This is a genomic window from Stenotrophomonas sp. YJH_SMC_4, assembly GCF_059371575.1.
Genome location: NZ_JCAFUR010000001.1, coordinates 329510 through 348207, shown reverse-complemented (window position 1 = coordinate 348207; position 18698 = coordinate 329510). Strand labels below are relative to the sequence as shown.

The following is an 18698-nucleotide window of genomic DNA, read 5'->3' as shown; positions in this document are numbered from 1 at the left end:
GATTGTCGGGAATTCATTGCCGGGGCCTTGTTCCGGTCGCCCGGCGGCTCGCATCCCGACACGCTCCGATCATGGGCCAGCAGTGCTCGATTCGACGATGCGCACCGGGCGCGCTAGGCCGTCGAATGCATCCACATAACGACGATGAAGCATCCCGTCCCGGCGCAGCTGGGTGTCCTGCATCGGCCGGATCTGGGTGGTCAGCGGATTCCCGCGTGGCGCCAGTTGCGTTCCATAGCGTGCGGGGTAGGGCCCCGATGCGGCTGCCTTCACATACCGGGTTTCCTGTACCACCAGGCCGGCACGGCGAAGGCGCTCGATCTGCAGGTCGCCGATGTTGGCGGTGTAGTCGTTGCCGAAGACATACTCGGCCTGCACGCCGTCGGGCCGGTTTTCCCAGGTTGTTGAAACGCAGTTGGAGGTGCAGCCACCGGTGAATGACCAGTGTGGTGAGTATGTGTACGTCCAGGAGGCGGGCTGGATGCCGGGCCCGGACAGGGTCTTGGATACCAGCGACTTGGCCATGTAGGCATTGGGAATGCCGAATGAGCCAAACCCGAAGTTGGAGGAACTAGTGCCGATGATGCCGCAGCTGCCAGGCGTGTTGTCCGATCCGTGGATCAACTGGCGAAGCGAGAACACCCCTTGTGCGCCGCTGGGATGGCGCATGGTGATCACATCGTTGAAGGCCGGGTCGCCGGCATCTTCCGAGCGGAATCCCGTTGCATTCTGCGCGCAGGAATTCATGTAGAAGCCTGGATTCAGGACGGGGGGCACCATCGTCCACGGCATGGCGCCCACATGGCGGTCGGTGGAGAAGGTCCAGCGCGACTGGTCGGGAAGTACGACTTCGTTGAGCGTGCGCCCCCAGTAGCTGTCGACGTAGTTGTAACGCCAGGTGCGATCCCCGGCCCGGACGGCGCCGATCTTGCCCTGCGCGTCATAGTCGATATCGATCCGGGCTCCGTCATTGGAAATGATCGCCAGCAGGCGGGTCGGGTTGGCACCGTCGTAGCTGTAACTGACCCAGTTGCCGTGGCGGTCCTCGACACGTGTCGCGTAGAGGAAGACATCGACGACCGGAACCAGCAGGTAGGGCTGCGATGTGCCATTGCCATTGCCATCACGATAGTACTCGTTGGCCAGCACGTCGTGCTGGTCGCGGACCGCCATCCAATCGAAGAAGTAACGGGTGCCATCGGTGGTCCGCACCACAAAACCTTCGCCGGTTCCATTCCTGATGGCTGGCAGGCAGCTGACGCGCCACTGGCTGGCCGAGGTGCCAATGTAGGTTGCCCCATCCTGGGGCAGGCTTGCCCCTGCTTCCTTCAGCAAAAGGGATTCATAACCGACCGCAGGGAGGTTGATGAAGATGCCGCTCCAATAGGTGTGCTTCGGGATGACCCGGGTGTTGAAGTCCGGTGACGGGCCCACCCACTCGGTCGGGGACAGGTTGCTGCCGCTGCAGCGGCCGCCGCCCGCCGCATTCCAGCCCCGGCGTTGATCGTAGGAGCCCATCATGTAGGGGGCGTCGATCTCCCAGGACGCCCCCAGCGGGGCGGCAGCGCGATCCAGTCCCTGTTTCTGCTTCGGCGTTGTGCGGGTGAATGCGACCCGCATTCCACTGCTGGTCGGCACCACGACATCGGTCTGCGAGAACTGCAGCGTGCCATCCTTCCTGTTTAGGGAATCACCAAACAGATCATCGCCGAGCGCCGCGACCCGCGCACCCCGCAGGCGTTCGTCGTAGGTACGCTCGCTGCTTACGAATTCCTGTGCATCGGCCACGCCACACACCAGCAACAACGCTAGAACCGTACGCCGCATGTTCGTTCCCTCGTGATCGAATCCCCTCGCTTCGATGCCGCGGCATGTTGCCCGGCCCCATTGCATGCCGCTGGGATCGCAGTTTCAGTGACTGTGCGGAACGGCGCCCCAGCTCCCCTGTGGCGGTCTGCGTGGCCGAGTATGCAGGATTCTCCGCGGTGGCTTCCAGGGGGGCATGGTGCCCCCTGGCCAGGCGCACTTACAGCAGCGTTTTCAGCCGGTACAGCGCTTCCAGCGCCTGCTTCGGCGTCAGTTCGTCCGGATCGATCGCCGCCAGCGCTTCCTGCGCCTTGCTGGATGGCGCCGCGAACAGCCCGAACTGCTGCGGGGCATCCAGCGCCTGCGGCGCCAGCTCGGCGGCGTGGCTTTCAGCGCCGCGCTGTTCCAGCTCGGCCAGGCGACGCCGTGCCTGCGCCACAGTGGCGCGCGGCAGGCCGGCCAGTGCGGCCACCTGCAGGCCAAAGCTGCGGTTGGCCGGGCCGTCCTTCACTGCGTGCATGAACACCAGCGCTTCGCCGTGCTCGACCGCGTCCAGGTGCACGTTGGCGATGCCGCTGCGGCCGCCCTCATGCTGTTCGTCGGCCAGCGCGGTCAGCTCGAAGTAGTGGGTGGCGAACAGCGTGTAGCAGCGGTTCTGGTAGGCCAGGTGGCGGGCCACCGCGTCGGCCAGCGCCAGGCCATCGTAGGTGGAGGTGCCACGGCCGATCTCGTCCATCAGCACCAGCGAATGGGCGGTGGCGTGGTGCAGGATGTAGCTGGTCTCGGCCATCTCGACCATGAAGGTTGACTGCCCGCGGGCGAGGTCGTCGCCGGCGCCGATGCGGGTCAGGATGCGGTCGATCGGGCCGATCACCGCCCGGCTGGCCGGCACGAAGCTGCCGATGTGGGCCAGCAGAACGATCAGCGCATTTTGCCGCATGTAGGTCGATTTACCGCCCATGTTCGGGCCGGTGATGACCAGCATGCGACGGTCCGGATGCAGGTCCAGGTCATTGGGTTCGAACGGCTGTTCGCGTACCGCTTCGACCACTGGATGGCGGCCGCGTTCGATCTTCAGGCACGGCTCGGCCTGCAGCTCCGGGCGCGCCCAGTCCAGCGCCTGCGCGCGTTCGGCGAAGGCGGCCAGCACGTCCAGTTCGCTCAGCGCAGCGGCACACTGCTTCAGCGGTTCCAACTGCCCGCCAAGGGTGTCCAGCAGCTGCTCGTACAGGTACTTCTCGCGCGACAGCGAACGTTCGCGCGCGGACAGCACCTTGTCCTCGAATGCCTTCAGTTCTTCGGTGATGTAGCGCTCGGCATTGGTCAGCGTCTGGCGGCGGGTGTAGTGCACCGGCGCACGATCGGACTGGCCCTTGCTGATTTCGATGTAGTAACCGTGAACGCGGTTGTAGCCCACCTTCAGGGTGGGAATACCGCTGCTCTCGCGCTCGCGCAGTTCCAGGTCGACCAGGAACTGGTCGGCATGGGTGGACAGCCGGCGCAGCTCGTCCAGCTCTTCATCGAAGCCATCGGCCAGCACGCCGCCGTCGCTCAGCTTCAGCGGCGGCATCTCGGCGATGGCGCTGGCCAGCAGCTGCGCGCACGCGTCGTGTTCGCCCAGCGCCGCATGCAGGGCCTGCAGGCGCGGCGAGTCCAGCGGGGCCAGCACTTCGCGCACCGCCGGCAGCAGGCCCAGGCCGTCACGCAGGGTGGAGAAATCGCGGGGGCGCGCCGAGCGCAGCGCGACGCGGGTGAGGATGCGTTCCAGATCGCCGAGGCGGCGGAACTGCTCGCGGATGTCGGCGTCCGCACCGCGATCGATCAGGGTTTCCACCGCGTGGTGGCGCTGCACCAGCACCTCGCGCAGGCGCAGCGGGCGGTGCAGCCAGCGGCGCAGCAGGCGCCCACCCATGGGTGTCACCGTGCTGTCGAGCACGCCCAGTAGGGTATTGCGGGTATCACCGTCGACACGCGTGTCCAATTCCAGGTGGCGGCGGGTGGCGGCGTTCATCGCGATCGCCTCGCCGGCGGTTTCCATCGCGATCGAAGTCAGGTGCGGCAGGCGCTGCTTCTGGGTTTCCTCGACATACCCGAGCAGGGCGCCGGCGGCGGCGGTGGCACGGGGCTTGTCATCGATACCGAAGCCGCTCAGATCGTGCAGCTTGAAGAAGTTCAGCAGCTGGCGGCGGCCGCTGTCCGCGTCGAACAGCCACGGCGCACGGCGGCGCACGCCGGTGCGCTGGCGCAGGAACTCCGGCCAGTTCTCCTCGTCGGGCACCAGCAGCTCGGCCGGCTCCAGCCGTGCCAGCTCGGCTTCCAGGGCGTCGTCGGTCTCCACTTCGTTGACCAGGAAGCGGCCACCGGCCAGGTCGGCCCAGGCCAGGCCGTAGCCCTGCTTGCTGCGCGACAGCGCCATCAGCAGGGTGTCGCGGCGCTCGTCCAGCAGCGCTTCGTCGGTGACCGTGCCGGGGGTGACGATGCGCACCACCTTGCGTTCGACCAGGCCCTTGGCGAGCGCCGGGTCGCCGATCTGCTCGCAGATCGCCACCGACTCGCCCAGCGCCACCAGCCGTGCCAGGTAGCCTTCGTAGGCATGCACCGGCACGCCGGCCATCGGGATCGGTGCGCCGCCGGAGCTGCCACGCTGGGTCAGGGTGATGTCGAGCAGCCGCGCAGCCTTGCGCGCGTCGTCGTAGAACAGCTCGTAGAAGTCGCCCATGCGGAAGAACAGCAGCAGGTCCGGGTAGTCGGACTTGGCTGCGAAGAACTGCTTCATCAGCGGGGTGTGCTCGGCGGACTTGTCTTTGGACATGGGACTCGTGGATCAGGGCGTCCGGCCGCGCCGGGCGGCAGCGGCAGCGGAGCGGGTACAGGGCCGTCCATGGTAACTGCTGGGGCCGGTGGGCGCCGCTGCGGTTGGTGGGCATTGCCGTGCGGGGCACACAGTCAGGCCGGAACCAGGGTGATCTGCCGGTGGCTTGCGAAGATCTCCATTACGATCCCGAAGTAGGTCTGGCCCTGGCCTCGTTGCAGGGCGTCCAGCTGGAGCGCAATGGTCCGCGTATTGAAGGTGCCCGGGGCTTCCAGCTTGGACTGCAGCCACTGACATGTTGTAGTTCGTCCCAGTGCGGCGCGGCTGTGCTCGATATCACCCCAGATCACCGTGGCCCGGTCGTGGCCGGCCAACACCCCATAGCCGCCATGCAGCAGGTCATCCAGGGCGTCCAGGCTTGGCCCGAGCTGCCAGTTCTCGCCGGCCATGAACACGCGGTTGATCTCCGCGTACAGGCTGGGGATGTCATTGATGGCGGCGCCTTCAATCTGTAGGACGATGGTCATGCGGCGACTGTAGCGTCAGCAGGCGGAAGCTGGCGTGCTGTAGGACCAGGGTTCGCGCCATGGCCCGAACGCGCAGCGTCCTGGGCGTTTGCGGTGTGTTGCCCCGCAGTCGACTGAATTTGCAATCTTTCCTATAGAAGTTCCTGAGGCGGCCGATACCCTTTGCGCCTTTCTGCGCTTCGCGTAGCGGCGTGCTGTCGCCTGTGCGTCGGCAGACCCGAATCAAGCCGGCACGTCGATGCCTTGTCCTTTTCCGGACAGAGCGCCTGACGGCCTGCATCAATATCAGGAAAACACTGTGCGGTCAGGGAAGAAGCAGGCACGACAGGCGTGCCGTGGTGGTGGGTGGGTGGTGTTGCTTGGCATGACCTTCGGTGTTGCCGCCCAGCAGGCCGGTGATCCAGCCGCGCAGGAACTGCTGAGGCAACAGGAACGCGAACGCGTGCTGCGCGAGCAGCAGGAACAACGCCCCGACGTCCGCCTGGAGCGGAACGCGCAGAAGGAGGGCGAACGCCTTCCGGCGCAGGAGCACCCCTGCGTGCGCATCGATCGCATCGTGCTGGAAGGCGAGGACAGCCAGCGCTTCGGCTGGGCACTGGCGGCTGCCGACCCGGTCGACGATCCGGCCACAGGCCGTTGCCTGGGGACCGAAGGCATCAACGTGGTGATGAAGCGCGTGCAGAACGCGATCATCGCCCGCGGCTATGTCACCACGCGGGTGCTGTCGGCACCGCAGGACCTCAACCAGGGCACGCTGACGTTGTCGGTGGTGCCAGGCCGGTTCCGCGAGGCCGTGTTCTCCGACCCGCAGGGACGGCATCCGGCCCTTGCCAATGCACTGCCGATCCGCAGCGGCAGCCTGCTCAACCTGCGCGACATCGAGCAGGGGCTGGAGAACCTGCAGCGCGTGCCCACCGTCAGCGCCGACATCAAGATCGCGCCGGCCGACGGCGAGGGCGCGGCGCCGGGCCAGAGCGACCTGCAGATCGACTGGACGCAGCGTTCACCGGTACGCGCCAGCGTCACCCTGGACGATGCCGGCAGCCGTGGCACCGGCAAGCTGCAGGCCAATGCCACGCTGTCATTGGACAATCCGCTGGGCCTGAACGAGCTGTTCTACATCAGCGCCGGCCGTGGCGTGTTCAATGGCCGAGGCAAGGACACCAACAGCTGGACCGCGCACTACGACGTACCCTACGGGTATTGGCTGTTCGGTGCCACCGCCAGCGCTTACGACTACAGCCAGAACGTGGTGGGTGCCTTTGAAAGCTATGACTACAGCGGCCGCAGCCAAAACGCCGAAGCGCGGGTAGACCGGCTGTTGCTGCGCAATGCCAAGGTCAAGTTCAGCGCCTACGCGCGCGGCTGGCAGCGAGAGTCGAAGAACTACATCGACGATACCGAGATCGAAGTACAGCGCCGCCGCACCGCGGGCTGGGAACTGGGCCTGACCCACAAGCAGTTCATCGGCAACGCCACGCTCGATACCAGCGTGGCCTACCGGCGTGGCACGGGGGCCTTCCACGCCTTGCGCTCGCCAGAAGAGATGGCGCAGCAGTGGGATCCGACGCTGCCGCTGGAAGGGACCTCGCGGATGAAGCTGATCACCGCCGACGCGCAGTTCAGCGTGCCGTTCCAGCTGGGCAGGCAGCGCCTTCGCTACACCGCCGCATGGCGGGCGCAGTGGAACCGCACGCCGCTCTCGCCACAGGACCGCTTCGCCATCGGCGGCCGCTATACCGTGCGCGGTTTCGATGGTGAAAGCTCGCTCAGCGGTGAGCGCGGCTGGTCGCTGCGCAACGATCTTTCGCTGGGCATTGGCGGTGGCCAGGAGTTCTACGTCGCCGCCGACTACGGCCGCATCGGCGGCCCATCCGCGCAGTGGCAGTCCGGCCGTGACCTGGCGGGCATGGCGCTGGGCCTGCGCGGTGGCTGGCAGCAGCTTTCCTGGGATGGCTTCGTCGGTTCGGCACTGCACAAGCCCGCCCATTTCCCCACCGACTACACCACATTCGGCTTCAGCCTGGCCTGGCGCTACTGATCTGCCACAAGGACACGTGACATGAACACTATCTATCGTCTGGTTTTCAACCGCGCGCTGCGCGTCTGGCAGGTGGCGTCGGAGCTGGTGAAGGGTGGCGGTGGCCTGGTCGGCCATGTGCCGGGCCGGCAGAGCGCCGCGCTGTCGCCGCTGGGCTTCGCACTGATGTGCTCACTGGGCTGGGTCAGCATGGTAACCCCTGCACTGGCGCAGTCCGATGCGCGCATCATTTCCGATCCCAATGCGCCGGGCCGTGAACGGCCGACGATGGTGACGGCCCCCAATGGTGTGCCGATGGTGAACATCACCACGCCGTCGGCGGCGGGTGTGTCGCGCAACCGCTATTCGCAGTTCGATGTCGGACGCGAGGGCGTCATCCTCAACAACGCCCGCGGCCAGGTGCAGACGCAGCTGGGGGGCTGGGTGCAGGGCAATCCGTGGCTTGCCACCGGCAGTGCGCGGGTCATCCTCAATGAAGTGAACGGTCCGGCCAGCCGGCTCAACGGCTACGTGGAAGTGGCCGGGCAGCGCGCCGAGGTGATCATCGCCAACCCGGCCGGCATCCAGGTCAACGGCGGCGGCTTCCTCAACGCCAGCCGCGTGACCCTGACCACCGGCACGCCGATGTTCACGGGTGCTGGGGTACTGGAGGGCTACCGCGTCACCGGTGGTGCGATCCAGATCGATGGAGAGGGTCTGGACACCAGCCGCGCTGACTACACCGACCTGATCACCCGGTCACTGAAGGTCAACGCCGGCATCTGGGCCAACCAGTTGCAGGCCACGCTGGGCAACAACGTGGTCAATGCCGACCACAGCCAGGCCAGCCTGATCCCGGCCAACGGCGAGGCACCGACCTTCGCGCTGGACGTGGGCGCTCTCGGCGGCATGTTCGCCAACAAGATCTGGCTGGTCGGCAACGAGCACGGTGTGGGCGTGCGCAATGCCGGCAGCATCGGCGCGCAGGTCGGTGAGCTGGTGGTGACGGTGGACGGCCGCCTGGAAAACACCGGCGCACTGCAGTCGCTGCAGAACGTGCGCTTGCAGGCGCGCGGTGATCTTGCAAATGCCGGCACCATCGCCGCCACGCGCGAGGTTGCGATCGACACCGGCGGCACGCTGGACAACAGCGGCGGCAAGCTCAACGCACAGCGCCTTCAGGTCGAGGCGCAGGGCCTGCGCAACCATGGCGGCACCATTGAACAGACTGGTGTGCAGGCGCTGGCGCTCAAGGCCGAAGCGGCCCGCAACCGCAGCAACGGTCTGCTGGGTGCGCTGGATGCCGTCGCGTCCGGTGGCAACGGCGGTGGCCCAGGGGGCGGCACGTCGCCGGGCAGCGGCGGAGGAACGCCGGGAACCGGTGCCCCGGGTACGGGGACGCCGGGTACCGGCGGCGGCTCGACCGGCACGCCGACCTCGCCAGTGGTACCGATGGCCGAGGGCCTGATCGCCATCGCCGGCATGCTGGACAATGACGGCGGCAGCATCGCCAATGGTGGTGCGGTATCGCTCGCCGCACGTGCCGGACTCGACAACAGCGGCGGTCGCCTGGGAGTGAGCGCGCTGCAGGCTGGGGGCGAGCTGCGCAATGATGGCGGCACGCTGCAGGTGCATGGCGATGCCGCGTTGCATGTCGGCCTGTTGTCGAACCAGAAGGGTGCGCTGAGCGTGGCCGGCGGCCTGCGGCTGGATGCGCAGTCGCTCGACAACCGCGGGGGTGAATTGCGGCACGCCGGCAAGGCGGCATCGTCGTGGACGGTGCAGGGTCTGTTCAACAATGACGGCGGCCTGCTGGCCACCAACGCCGCGCAGTTGGCGCTGCAAGCAGGCCAGGTCGGCAATGCCGATGGCCGCATTGAACATGCCGGTGAGGGTGGCCTCACGCTGGACACGGGTGACTGGGCTGGTCCCGGTGGACGGCTGAGCACTGTGGGGCGCCTGCACTGGACGACTGGCAGCGCCGACCTGCGCAACGGTGCGCTCAGTGCGGCGGGATTCGACATCGTGGCTGGCACGCTGGACAACCGCGGCGGCAGCCTGCTGTCGCTCGGAACCGGTGCCAGTTCGGTGAAGGCGTCGAACCTGGACAACGGCGCAGGTGGCACGTTGGCCGGCAACGGCGACCTGATAGTGGCCGCGACCACGCTGGACAACAGGAAGGGCCTGGTGCAGCAGGCTGGCACCGGGAGCTTGAGCGTGCAGGCCGATACGCTGCATGGCAGCGAGGGGCGCCTGCTCAGCAACGGTGCACTGGTGCTGTCCGGCGGCGAGCTGGATGTGAGCGGCGGTACGACGTCGGCGCAGAGTGCGCAGATCCACGCCAGGGCACTGCGCAACCGCCAGGGCCAGATCGTCTCGCAGGGTGTCTCGGAGCTGGCACTGGACGTACGCGATGCGCTAGACAACCAGGGCGGCCAGATCGTCGGCAACGGCGGCCTGCGCATCGACGCCGGTCGCATCGACAACCAGAAGGGCACGCTGCAGTCGGCCGGTACGCAGGGCGTGGCGCTGACGGTGCGCGACACGCTGGATAACAGCGGCGGCGGCATCTCCGGCAATGGCCAGGTGCAGCTGCAGGTTGGCAGCCTGGTCAACCAGGGCGGCAAGGTGCTGGCGGCAGGCAGCGGCGCGCTGCAGGTGCAGGCCCGAGAGCGCTTGGACAACAGCAACGGCGGCCGCCTGGCCGGTACCGGTGATCTGCGGCTGCAGGCGGCAAGCCTGGACAACCGCAGCGGTGCAATCGAACACGCCGGCGGCGGTACGTTGCAGATCCGCGCCGACAGCCTGCAGGGTGCGGGCGGCCGCATCCTCAGCCAGTCGGCGCTGGAACTTGAGGGCGGCGACCTGCTGCTGGGGGCCGGCAGCACTACCCAGGCAGAGCGCATTGCCATCGATGCGCAGCGCTTGGACAACACCGGCGGCAACCTCAGCGCGACCGGCAGCGACGCGCTGCGGCTGCACGTGGCGCAGGGCGTGGACAACAGTGGCGGCACGATCGCCGGCAACGGGGCACTGGATGTGCAGGCCGGTGAACTGATCAACCGCACGGGCACGCTCAGCGGCGCCGGAACGGCCGACAGCACGTTGCAGATCGTCGGTGCGCTGGACAATCACGAAGGCACGATCGCCAGCAACGCCAACCGCCTGACGATCGCCGCCGCACGGCTGGACAACAGTGGCGGCAGCATCCGCCAGGCCGGCAACCAGGGCCTGGACATCACCACCGGCCGCCTGGACGGCAGCAAGGGCACGCTGGTCTCCTCGGCCACACTGACCTTGCGCGCCGACGACATGGATCATCGTGACGCGACGCTGGGCGCCGATCGCCTCGACCTTGAGGCCACCACGCTCGACAACGCCGGTGGCCGCATCATTGCCAGCGGCGAAGGCGCCAGTCGCATCAAGGCGACGGCGCTGGGAAATGCCGGTGGCACGCTGGCCAGCAATGGCGACCTGACCCTGCTGGCCCGGACGCTGGACAACAGTGCAGGCAGGATCCAGCACGCCGGCAGTGGCCAGCTGCAGGTCTCGGCGCAGGCCCTGCTGGGCAAGGGCGGCAGCGTGCTCAGCAACGGCAGCTTCGTGCTGGATGGCGCCTCGCTCGATCTGAGTGGAGCGACCACCTCGGCGCGTCGCGTCGCCATCAGCGCCGGCACCCTGACCACCGCCGGTGGCACGCTCACCGCAACCGGTGAAGATGCGCTGCGCCTGCGCGTACAGGGTATGCTGGACAATCGCGGCGGTTCACTCGCCAGCAATGGCGCGCTGGATGTCATCGCGCAGCAGCTGAACAATGCGCAGGGCACGCTGCAGGGCGCAGGCGCCGGGCACTCCACGCTGGCGATCGGCCAGGCGCTGGACAACCAGAAGGGCCGCATCCTGCTCGGCGGTGCCGGCACGGTCACCGCGGCCAGCCTTGGTAACCAGGGCGGCACAGTGCACGCGGGCGGCAGCGCGCTGGTGCTGGGCGTTGACGGTCGTCTCGACAATGGCGAGCAGGGCCTGCTGTCCAGCACCGGCATGGTGACCCTGGACGCCGGCAGTCTCGACAACCGCCACGGCACCCTGGTCGCTGGCAAGGACCTGACGGTGACCACGGCGGCAGGCGTGGACAACAGCGACGGCGCGATGCAGGCCGCCGAACGGCTGCAGCTGCAGGGTAACGGCCTGGACAACCAGCGGGGCACGCTGCTGGGTGGCCAGCTGGACATCGATACCCGCGGCCAGCGGCTGGACAACCGCGCCGGCACGCTGGGTACGCAGAAGGGCGCGCTGAGTGTGCGCAGTGGCGTTCTGGACAACCAGGGCGGTCGCGTGCAGTCGGCGGCCGACCTGACCATCAACACGGCCGGGCAGGACATCGACAACCGTTTCACGGCCGGCAGCGGTGGGCTGCTGGCGGCCGGGAAGCTGCAGCTGGAAGGCGGTGTGCTGGACAACCGTGGCGGCGCAGTCAATGCACAAGGCGATGCGCGTCTGCTGCTGGCCCGCGTTGACAACAGTGCCGGTGGAACACTTGCCAGCGCTGCGGATCTTTCGCTGCGGGCGGCGAGCCTGGCCAATGCCGGTGGTCGCGTGCAGGCCGGACGCAACCTCGACCTGACCCTCGACGGGCACCTGGACAACGCCGCCGGCGCGATCGCGGCCGGCCAGCGGTTGACCCTCACGGCCGCCAGCGTGGACAACCGCAACACCCGTGGCGGTGACGGCACGCATGGGCTGCAGGCGGGCCAGCTGCAGTTCGGTGCACAGTGGCTGGACAACAGCCAGGGCCAGGTCGTCACCGATGGCAGTGCGCGGCTGCAGATCAACGGCCAGCTGCAGAACACCGGCGGCGTGATCAGCACCGGCGGCAACCTGGACAGCCAGGCGGACAACGTCGCCAACAGCAGTGGCCTGCTGCGCGCTGATGGCAGCCAGACCCTGGTGGCACGTGTGCTCAGCGAAGACGGCCAAGTGCATGCGCAGCGTGACCTCGGCCTTACCCTGCAGCAGGGCATGCGCCATCGTGGCGAATGGATCGCCAACGGCACGCTGTCGCTGAACCTGTCCGGCGACCTCGACAACCAGGGTGTCGTGCGCGGTGGCAACCTCGACCTCAACGCCCAGAACATCACCAACGCAGCCTCGGGTGAGATCTCCAGCCAGGGTACGACCCACCTCAATGCCCGTGGCCAGCTGACCAACTGCGGCCTGATCGATGGCGCGCTGACGCACCTGGAGGCCGGCGAGATCGACAATCTCGGCACCGGGCGCATCTACGGTGACCACGTGGCGATCTCCACCGGCGTGCTGAAGAACCGCGCCGAAGAGGCCGGTGGTGCCACCCGCGTCGGCACCGTGGCCGCACGCGAGCGGCTGGACCTGGGCGTGCGCGAACTGCAGAACACCGGCAAGGGCCTGATCTACAGCGGCGGTGATGCGGCCATCGGTGGCGCGCTCGGCGCCGACCGGATCGCCAGCGGCATTGCCGGGCGGATCGACAACATCAGCTCGGTCATCGATGTGGGCGGCAATCTGTCCATCGATGCGCAGGCGGTCAACAACATCCGCGAGAACGTGGCGATCGCCCCGACCCAGGTCAAGACCATCGACACTACCGTCAACATGATGGTGGCGGCATGGCAGAAGAACTCGAAGAACACCGCAGGCACGGTCAGCGATACCAGCAATTACAAGGCCTGGGAGTTCTACTACATCGCGCCGGAAGACGTGCTGCAGGACGAGCCCTACATTGCGCCGGACGGCACCCGCCTGGGCAAGGCGGTGGTTCGCCTGACCGCGAGCACCTCGCGCTTCTTCTTCGGCTCTGGTGGATTGGGCTATGACGTGCGCGGTGAGCGCTGGCGCATGGATCCGGTCAACGGCACCGTCACGATCTACTACGTGAGCAAGGGCACTGCCGCCAATCCGGACCAGGTGCCGGGCGGCGATCCGTTCGACGTGCTGAAGTCGAAGGAGAAGTTCACCTACCAGAACGACCGCCTGACGTTCTCCAGCGCCTACGGTACCTGCAGCACTACCTGCATCCAGTTCATCACCCCGGCGTCGTTGAGCAATCCCGATGCGACCATCGTCGGTCGCCGCCAGCACACGCAGGAACACGGCCTCAATGAAGAAAAGCGCGTTGCTCACCACGTGGCCCATGAGGACCAGCTGCAGCCCGGTGCCGGTGCCGATGCGGTGATCCGTTCCGGCGGCAACATGCGCCTGTCGGTGGACGAGCTGAACAACCGCTACGCGCAGATTGCTGCGGGCGGCAATCTGCAGATCGTCGGTCACGGCGCCGACAGCCGTGTCAGTAACGTTGGTCTCGAATTGTTCCGCACGCATACCTTCAACAACACCTCCATCGCCTACGACGGCACCCGAACGCAATGGACCGCCGAGCCCATCTCCGAAAAGATCGGCCAGCTGGGGGGCCAGATTACCGCCAACGGCACGTTGAGCATCGATGTCGGTGACCTGAGCAACCTCAACCAGGGGCGCAAGGCACCGAACGTGCAGAACGGTTCGGCCATGGCCAACCTCAACGTGCAGGGGCCCAAGGCGCTGCCGGATGGGCCGGGTCATGGCGGTGCGCAGGGGCCGGGCCAGTCCACCGGCACCGGTGCCGAACGCGCGCTGTCACAGGCGGCCGATGCCGCCGGCACCCAGCAGGGCGGCAACGTCGGCGGCGTGAGCGGCAACACCGGTACGTCCGGGCCGCGCGTGGTCGCGGCCAGTGGCGGATCGCCGGACCGCATCGCAATGGGGGCGCCGGATACGCGCGCGCCGAGCGCCAGCCTGTTCAACGTCAATCCCAACGGGGGCCACTATCTGGTCGAGACCGATCCGCGCTTCACCGACCACAAGACCTGGCTGAGCTCGGACCACCTGCTGGGCCAGATGGGCTACTCGCCCGATACCGTGCAGAAGCGGTTGGGTGATGGGTACTACGAGCAGAAGCTGGTGCGTGAGCAGATCGGCCAGTTGGCCGGTCGCCGCTTCCTCGACGGCTACGCCAGTGACGAGGCGCAATACCGCGCGCTGCTGGAGGCCGGTGCCACGGTCGCCAGCGAATGGGGCCTGCGGCCCGGCGTGGCGCTGACCGAAGCGCAGATGGCACAGCTGACCAGCGACATCGTCTGGCTGGTCGAGCAGACCGTCACCCTGGCCGATGGCAGCACCACCACCGCGCTGGTGCCGCAGGTCTACCTGCGCCTGCGCCCGGGCGATCTGGACGGGCAGGGTGCACTGCTGGCCGGCGCCAATGTCGATATCAAACTGGGCAATGGCCTGGTCAACACCGGCAACATCGCCGGCCGCAAGCTGGTAACCATCGATGCAGGCAACATCGAGCATCTGGGTGGCAGCATTTCCGGCCAGTACGTCGGGCTGTCGTCGGACAAGGACATCCGCATCGCCGGAGCGACGGTGACGGCGTCCGATGCGCTGTCGGTCAAGGCTGCGGGCAATGTCAGTGTGGCGTCCACCGTGGAAACGCTGAGCGACGGTGGCACGCATGCCTACGAAATCACCCAGCTGGACCGCGTGGCCGGCCTGTATGTGACCAACCCCAGCGGCGAAGGTGCGCTGTCGGTGGTGGCGGGTGGAGACATCAGCCTGAAGGCGGCGCAGATCCGCAATGCGGGCATGGACGGCTTCACCCAGCTGGCTGCCGGAGGCAATCTGGATCTGGGTGCCCAGACCCTGGGACGAAGTACCGACAGCACCTTCGATGACCGCAACCATGTGCGCAGCAGCCAGACCACCCATGCGGTGAGCTCCATCGAGGGCGCGGGCGACATGGTGCTGGCCGCTAGCAAGGACATCAACCTGGCCGCTGCGCAGATCAAGGCGGCGGGAGGTCTGGCATTGCAGGCCGGTGGGGACATCAACAGCCAGGCGCTGGTGGATAGTGAGAGTCGTGATTTCTCCAGTGCGGGCAAGCGCAGCTCACTGACGTCCAGCCGCAGCGACGAGACGGTGAGAGGAAGCCAGTTGTCCGCTGACGGTGGAATCGCACTCAGTGCAGGCCGTGATGTGAATCTGGTGGCTGCAGAGGTACGAAGCGAACAGGAGGCGATCACCATTGGTGCCGGCCGTGATGTGAATCTGACGTCTGCGCAGGAAGAACACACCTGGGAGCAGGATACGCAGCGCAAGAAGCGGGGGCTCACTTCCACTACGCGTACCGCAACGCACGATGCAACCCAGGACGTACTGGCCGTTGGCACGGTTCTGTCGGGTGAGCGGGTCAGCATCGGCGCAGGTCGTGACATCACAGCCGAGGGCGCCAAGATTGCGGCCACCGGCGACGTAGTGATGGCTGCCAAGGGCAATCTCAGTATTGTTGCTGCGGAGTCCAGTCATTCCGAACAGCACAGCAGCGATCGCAAGAAGTCCGGGCTGCTTGGAGGGATGAATGGCAGCTTCGGGGTTACGTTCGGCAGCCGAAGCAGCGGCAACAGCAGTTCCCTCACCGAAACGATCGCAGAAGGAAGCATCGTCGGCAGTGCGCTGGGCAGCGTGACGCTGACGGCAGGCGAAACGCTGCACATCGGGGGCTCCGATGTGCTCTCCAAGAACGGAATGACGTTGCTTGGCAAGGATGTGCGTATCGATTCGGCAGAACAGCACTCGGAGTACAACGACAGGAACTACTTCAGGCAGTCCGGTCTGAATGTTGCCGTGGGCGGCGCGACCGTTGATACCATTCAAAGTGCACGCGCCGTGTACGCCTTCGCCAAGCGTGCAGGTGAGGTCGAAGACGATCGCCTCAAGGCGCTTTATGCGTACAAGGCGGCCCAGGGGGCAGTTGCGGTGGCCCAGGCTGCGGGGCAGCAGTCGGGCGATGGCGGTGGCGGCGCCGGATTGAACGTCCGCGTGACGGCAGGAACCCAGCGATCCCAGTCGGAAACGACGATGGAGCAGACGACCCATCGTGGCAGCACATTGCACAGTGATGGTGATGTGGTCATCGCGGCCACGGGCGGTGATCTGACTGTGGTGGGCAGCAACGTGTCCGGTCGCAATGTGGACCTCGTGGCTGCCAGGGATCTGGTTGTCAGAAGCAGCGAGGATCGCTACGCCCAGGACAGCAGAAACCAGTCCCAGGGTGGAGAGATCGGTGTTGCGATCAGTGGAAGCAGCGGCGGCGGTGCTGCGATCGGTGTCTATGTTGGTGCCAATGCCGCGCGTGGCAAGGCCGACGGGAACGGCACCATCCATAACGAAAGCATCATCAAGGCCGGGGATCGCCTTACGTTTGCGAGTGGTGGAGACACGACTCTGCAGGGTGCACAGCTGGTTGCCAACCAGGTGATTGGCCAGGTCGCGGGCAATCTGACGGTGCGCACAGAGCAGGACACGGATAGATACAAGAGCCAGCAGCTTGCGGCGAAAGGTGAAGCCACGATTGGCTATGGCTTCGAGGGTAGTGCCAGCGGCAGTGCCGCCATGATTGACAGTGACTACCGTAGCGTCCGAGAGCAGACGGGAATCGCCGCCGGCGACGGGGGCTTCCAGTTGCAGGTGGGGGGCAACACGCATCTGGTCGGGGCCGTCATCGCAAGCACCGCGGATCCCTCGAAGAATCTGCTGTCGACGGGCAGCTTGACGGTTGAGGATCTCAAGAACCGGGCGGAGTTCCTTTCCGCCTCGATCAGTGGCGGTACCAGTGGCGGCGGGAGCCCTTCAGACGGGTTCAACTTCAAACCCTCGGTGATGCCGGGCCTGCCAACGGGTGACAGCAAGAGCTCCACCACGCGAAGCGGCGTGGCCGACGGCACGATCGACATTCGAAATGGAGACAGCAGCACGCTGGGAGACCTGCAGCGCGGCGTAACCGGTTTGGACAACGCCAATGGATTTGCGCCCATCTTCGACGAGAAGAAGGTTCAGGAGCGGCAGGAGCTCACGCAGATCCTGGGGGAGATCGGTTTCAAGGCCGTCGGCAATCTGGCTTCCAAGAAGAGTGCGCAGGCCAAGGTGGACCTGGAAGTTGCGCGCGCCAATGGCGATGTCGAGGCCGAGGCCGATGCCCTGCGGCGGATCAGTGAGTGGGGTGAGAGCGGGCGCAACAAGGTCCTGCTGCACGGCCTGACAGGCGCTGCCGTTGCGGCACTGAGTGGCGGCGATATTGGGGGGGCAGCTGCAGGTGCCACGGGTGCTGCGCTGGCCAAGGAGGCAATGACGCGCTTCCTTACTGGTCAGGGCATGGATCCGCGGAGCGGTGAGTTCAACAGTCTGATCGAACTCGCCAGTGCTGCGCTGGGCGGAGTCGTGGGTGGTAGTGATGGTGCGGGCACGGCGCTGCTGGGAGATCAGTTCAATCGTCAGATGCACTGGGATCAGTACCTGGAAGCTCTGGATGTCTGCAAGGCCAATCCTGCTGTGCGAGGCTGTTCCACGATTCTTGAGATGTCGGACAACACCAAGGCGGTTGTTATTTCCGACAGCAGTGATGAGGTTGCCTATAAAGTCATAGCGAATCAGAACAAGGAGACAGGCGAGACTGTCAGCTTCACGCTGACGGAGTCAGACGGAACTCCTCGACTCATCATGCAGAAGGATGAGTACAACGATTTCGTTGTATCTGGACTGCCTCCGCCGCTTTGGGGCATGGCACCTGGCTACGCTCTGGATTTGGGGTCCTACTTTACGCACGGATTAAGGGGGCAGGCCGGTCAGGCGTTTGGCGATCTTTCCAATATATTCACCAGTGGTGAGTATTGGCGGGATATGGCACTCGCGCTGATCACAAGTGCTGCGGGTGCAAAGGGAGGAGCCTTGGTCAAGGGTGGGAAAGCACCACCTGCATCAGTCGCGTCGTCTGGCGAAGTCGCGGTGTCTCGTGGCGGATTGGCGTACCTTGATGAACCGCCATTCAATCCTGTTGGGTCGGTCGGTTCTGCACAAGTTTGGTCATCAAAAGCCAGAATAAAATATGTCGAATTGCCGACTCAGGGTAGAATAAGGTACGTTCCTCCATCGGGATACTCTGCATCAAATCCGCTTCCCCGTGGCCCCAATAATGGATATCTGGATAGATTCGGTAATGAATGGACAAAAGGTCCGTCGCGCACTCAGGGGCAGGCTTTCGAGTGGGATGTGCAATTGTCCAGAACTGGAAAGGCGCAGTTGGGCTGGGCGACACGCGACGGGTCGCATCTTAATATTTCGCTTGATGGACGGATTACGCACAAATGAATGAAGCTATTGATTTCTACATGGAGGTGGAGGTCGTTGATCCCCGGTCTGTATACGTTGGTCGACGTGGTGGTGTGCTGGGGATAAGTCAGGAGGAAGATGGCGTCGTCAAGGGCTATGCAGTGATGCTGCATGGGATGGATACATCTGTCTTCTTTGAGTCGGGTGACGTGGTTGCGACAGGTGTCAGGTTTGATCGATCGCATTATTATTGATAATAATTTGGATGTGATTTTAAAAATTAAATTCTGGATTGATTGTTGTTGGGCAAATTTTTGGTGCGATTTGTTCGCCGTGGTGCGGGCCTGGGCTTTTAGGG

Annotated in this window: 6 protein-coding genes; 3 read left to right on the top strand and 3 right to left on the bottom strand. The window is 65.7% G+C overall.

Annotated features, from left to right (window positions below):
• Positions 1 to 69: 69 nt before the first annotated feature.
• The 3 genes from AC5P9F_RS01650 to AC5P9F_RS01640 form a co-directional block, all read right to left on the bottom strand.
• Positions 70 to 1788, bottom strand: a complete 1719-nt coding sequence (locus AC5P9F_RS01650) for a wall associated protein (RefSeq protein ID WP_227415825.1) — start codon at positions 1786 to 1788, stop codon at positions 70 to 72.
• 238 nt (positions 1789 to 2026) lie between these two features.
• Positions 2027 to 4618: a DNA mismatch repair protein MutS gene (gene mutS, locus AC5P9F_RS01645; protein ID WP_111117652.1), complete on the bottom strand. Its 2592-nt coding sequence runs from the start codon at positions 4616 to 4618 to the stop codon at positions 2027 to 2029.
• Positions 4619 to 4752: 134 nt separating this feature from the next.
• Positions 4753 to 5145 (bottom strand): barstar family protein, encoded by a 393-nt coding sequence (locus AC5P9F_RS01640; protein ID WP_099481560.1) that lies wholly within the window; start codon positions 5143 to 5145, stop codon positions 4753 to 4755.
• 364 nt (positions 5146 to 5509) lie between these two features.
• Here AC5P9F_RS01640 and AC5P9F_RS01635 point away from each other — a divergent pair, with 364 nt between their 5' ends.
• The 3 genes from AC5P9F_RS01635 to AC5P9F_RS01625 are packed head-to-tail and all read left to right on the top strand — an operon-like array spanning position 5510 to position 18594.
• Positions 5510 to 7186, top strand: a complete 1677-nt coding sequence (locus AC5P9F_RS01635; RefSeq protein ID WP_495231879.1) for a ShlB/FhaC/HecB family hemolysin secretion/activation protein — start codon at positions 5510 to 5512, stop codon at positions 7184 to 7186.
• A gap of 21 nt (positions 7187 to 7207) precedes the next feature.
• Positions 7208 to 18379: a hemagglutinin repeat-containing protein gene (locus tag AC5P9F_RS01630; RefSeq protein ID WP_308680243.1), complete on the top strand. Its 11172-nt coding sequence runs from the start codon at positions 7208 to 7210 to the stop codon at positions 18377 to 18379.
• A complete protein-coding gene (locus AC5P9F_RS01625) occupies positions 18376 to 18594 on the top strand; it encodes a hypothetical protein (protein ID WP_099497533.1) in 219 nt (72 codons plus the stop codon). Before AC5P9F_RS01630 ends, AC5P9F_RS01625 begins: the two co-directional genes overlap by 4 nt.
• The last annotated feature ends 104 nt before the right edge of the window (positions 18595 to 18698 follow it).

Bases quoted from the DNA above. Each gene is read 5' to 3' on its own strand.
- mutS (WP_111117652.1), bottom strand. From the start codon at position 4,618: ATGTCCAAAGACAAGTCCGCCGAGCACACCCCGCTGATGAAGCAGTTC.
- AC5P9F_RS01640 (WP_099481560.1), bottom strand. From the start codon at position 5,145: ATGACCATCGTCCTACAGATTGAAGGCGCCGCCATCAATGACATCCCC.
- AC5P9F_RS01635 (WP_495231879.1), top strand. From the start codon at position 5,510: ATGACCTTCGGTGTTGCCGCCCAGCAGGCCGGTGATCCAGCCGCGCAG.
- AC5P9F_RS01630 (WP_308680243.1), top strand. From the start codon at position 7,208: ATGAACACTATCTATCGTCTGGTTTTCAACCGCGCGCTGCGCGTCTGG.
- AC5P9F_RS01625 (WP_099497533.1), top strand. From the start codon at position 18,376: ATGAATGAAGCTATTGATTTCTACATGGAGGTGGAGGTCGTTGATCCC.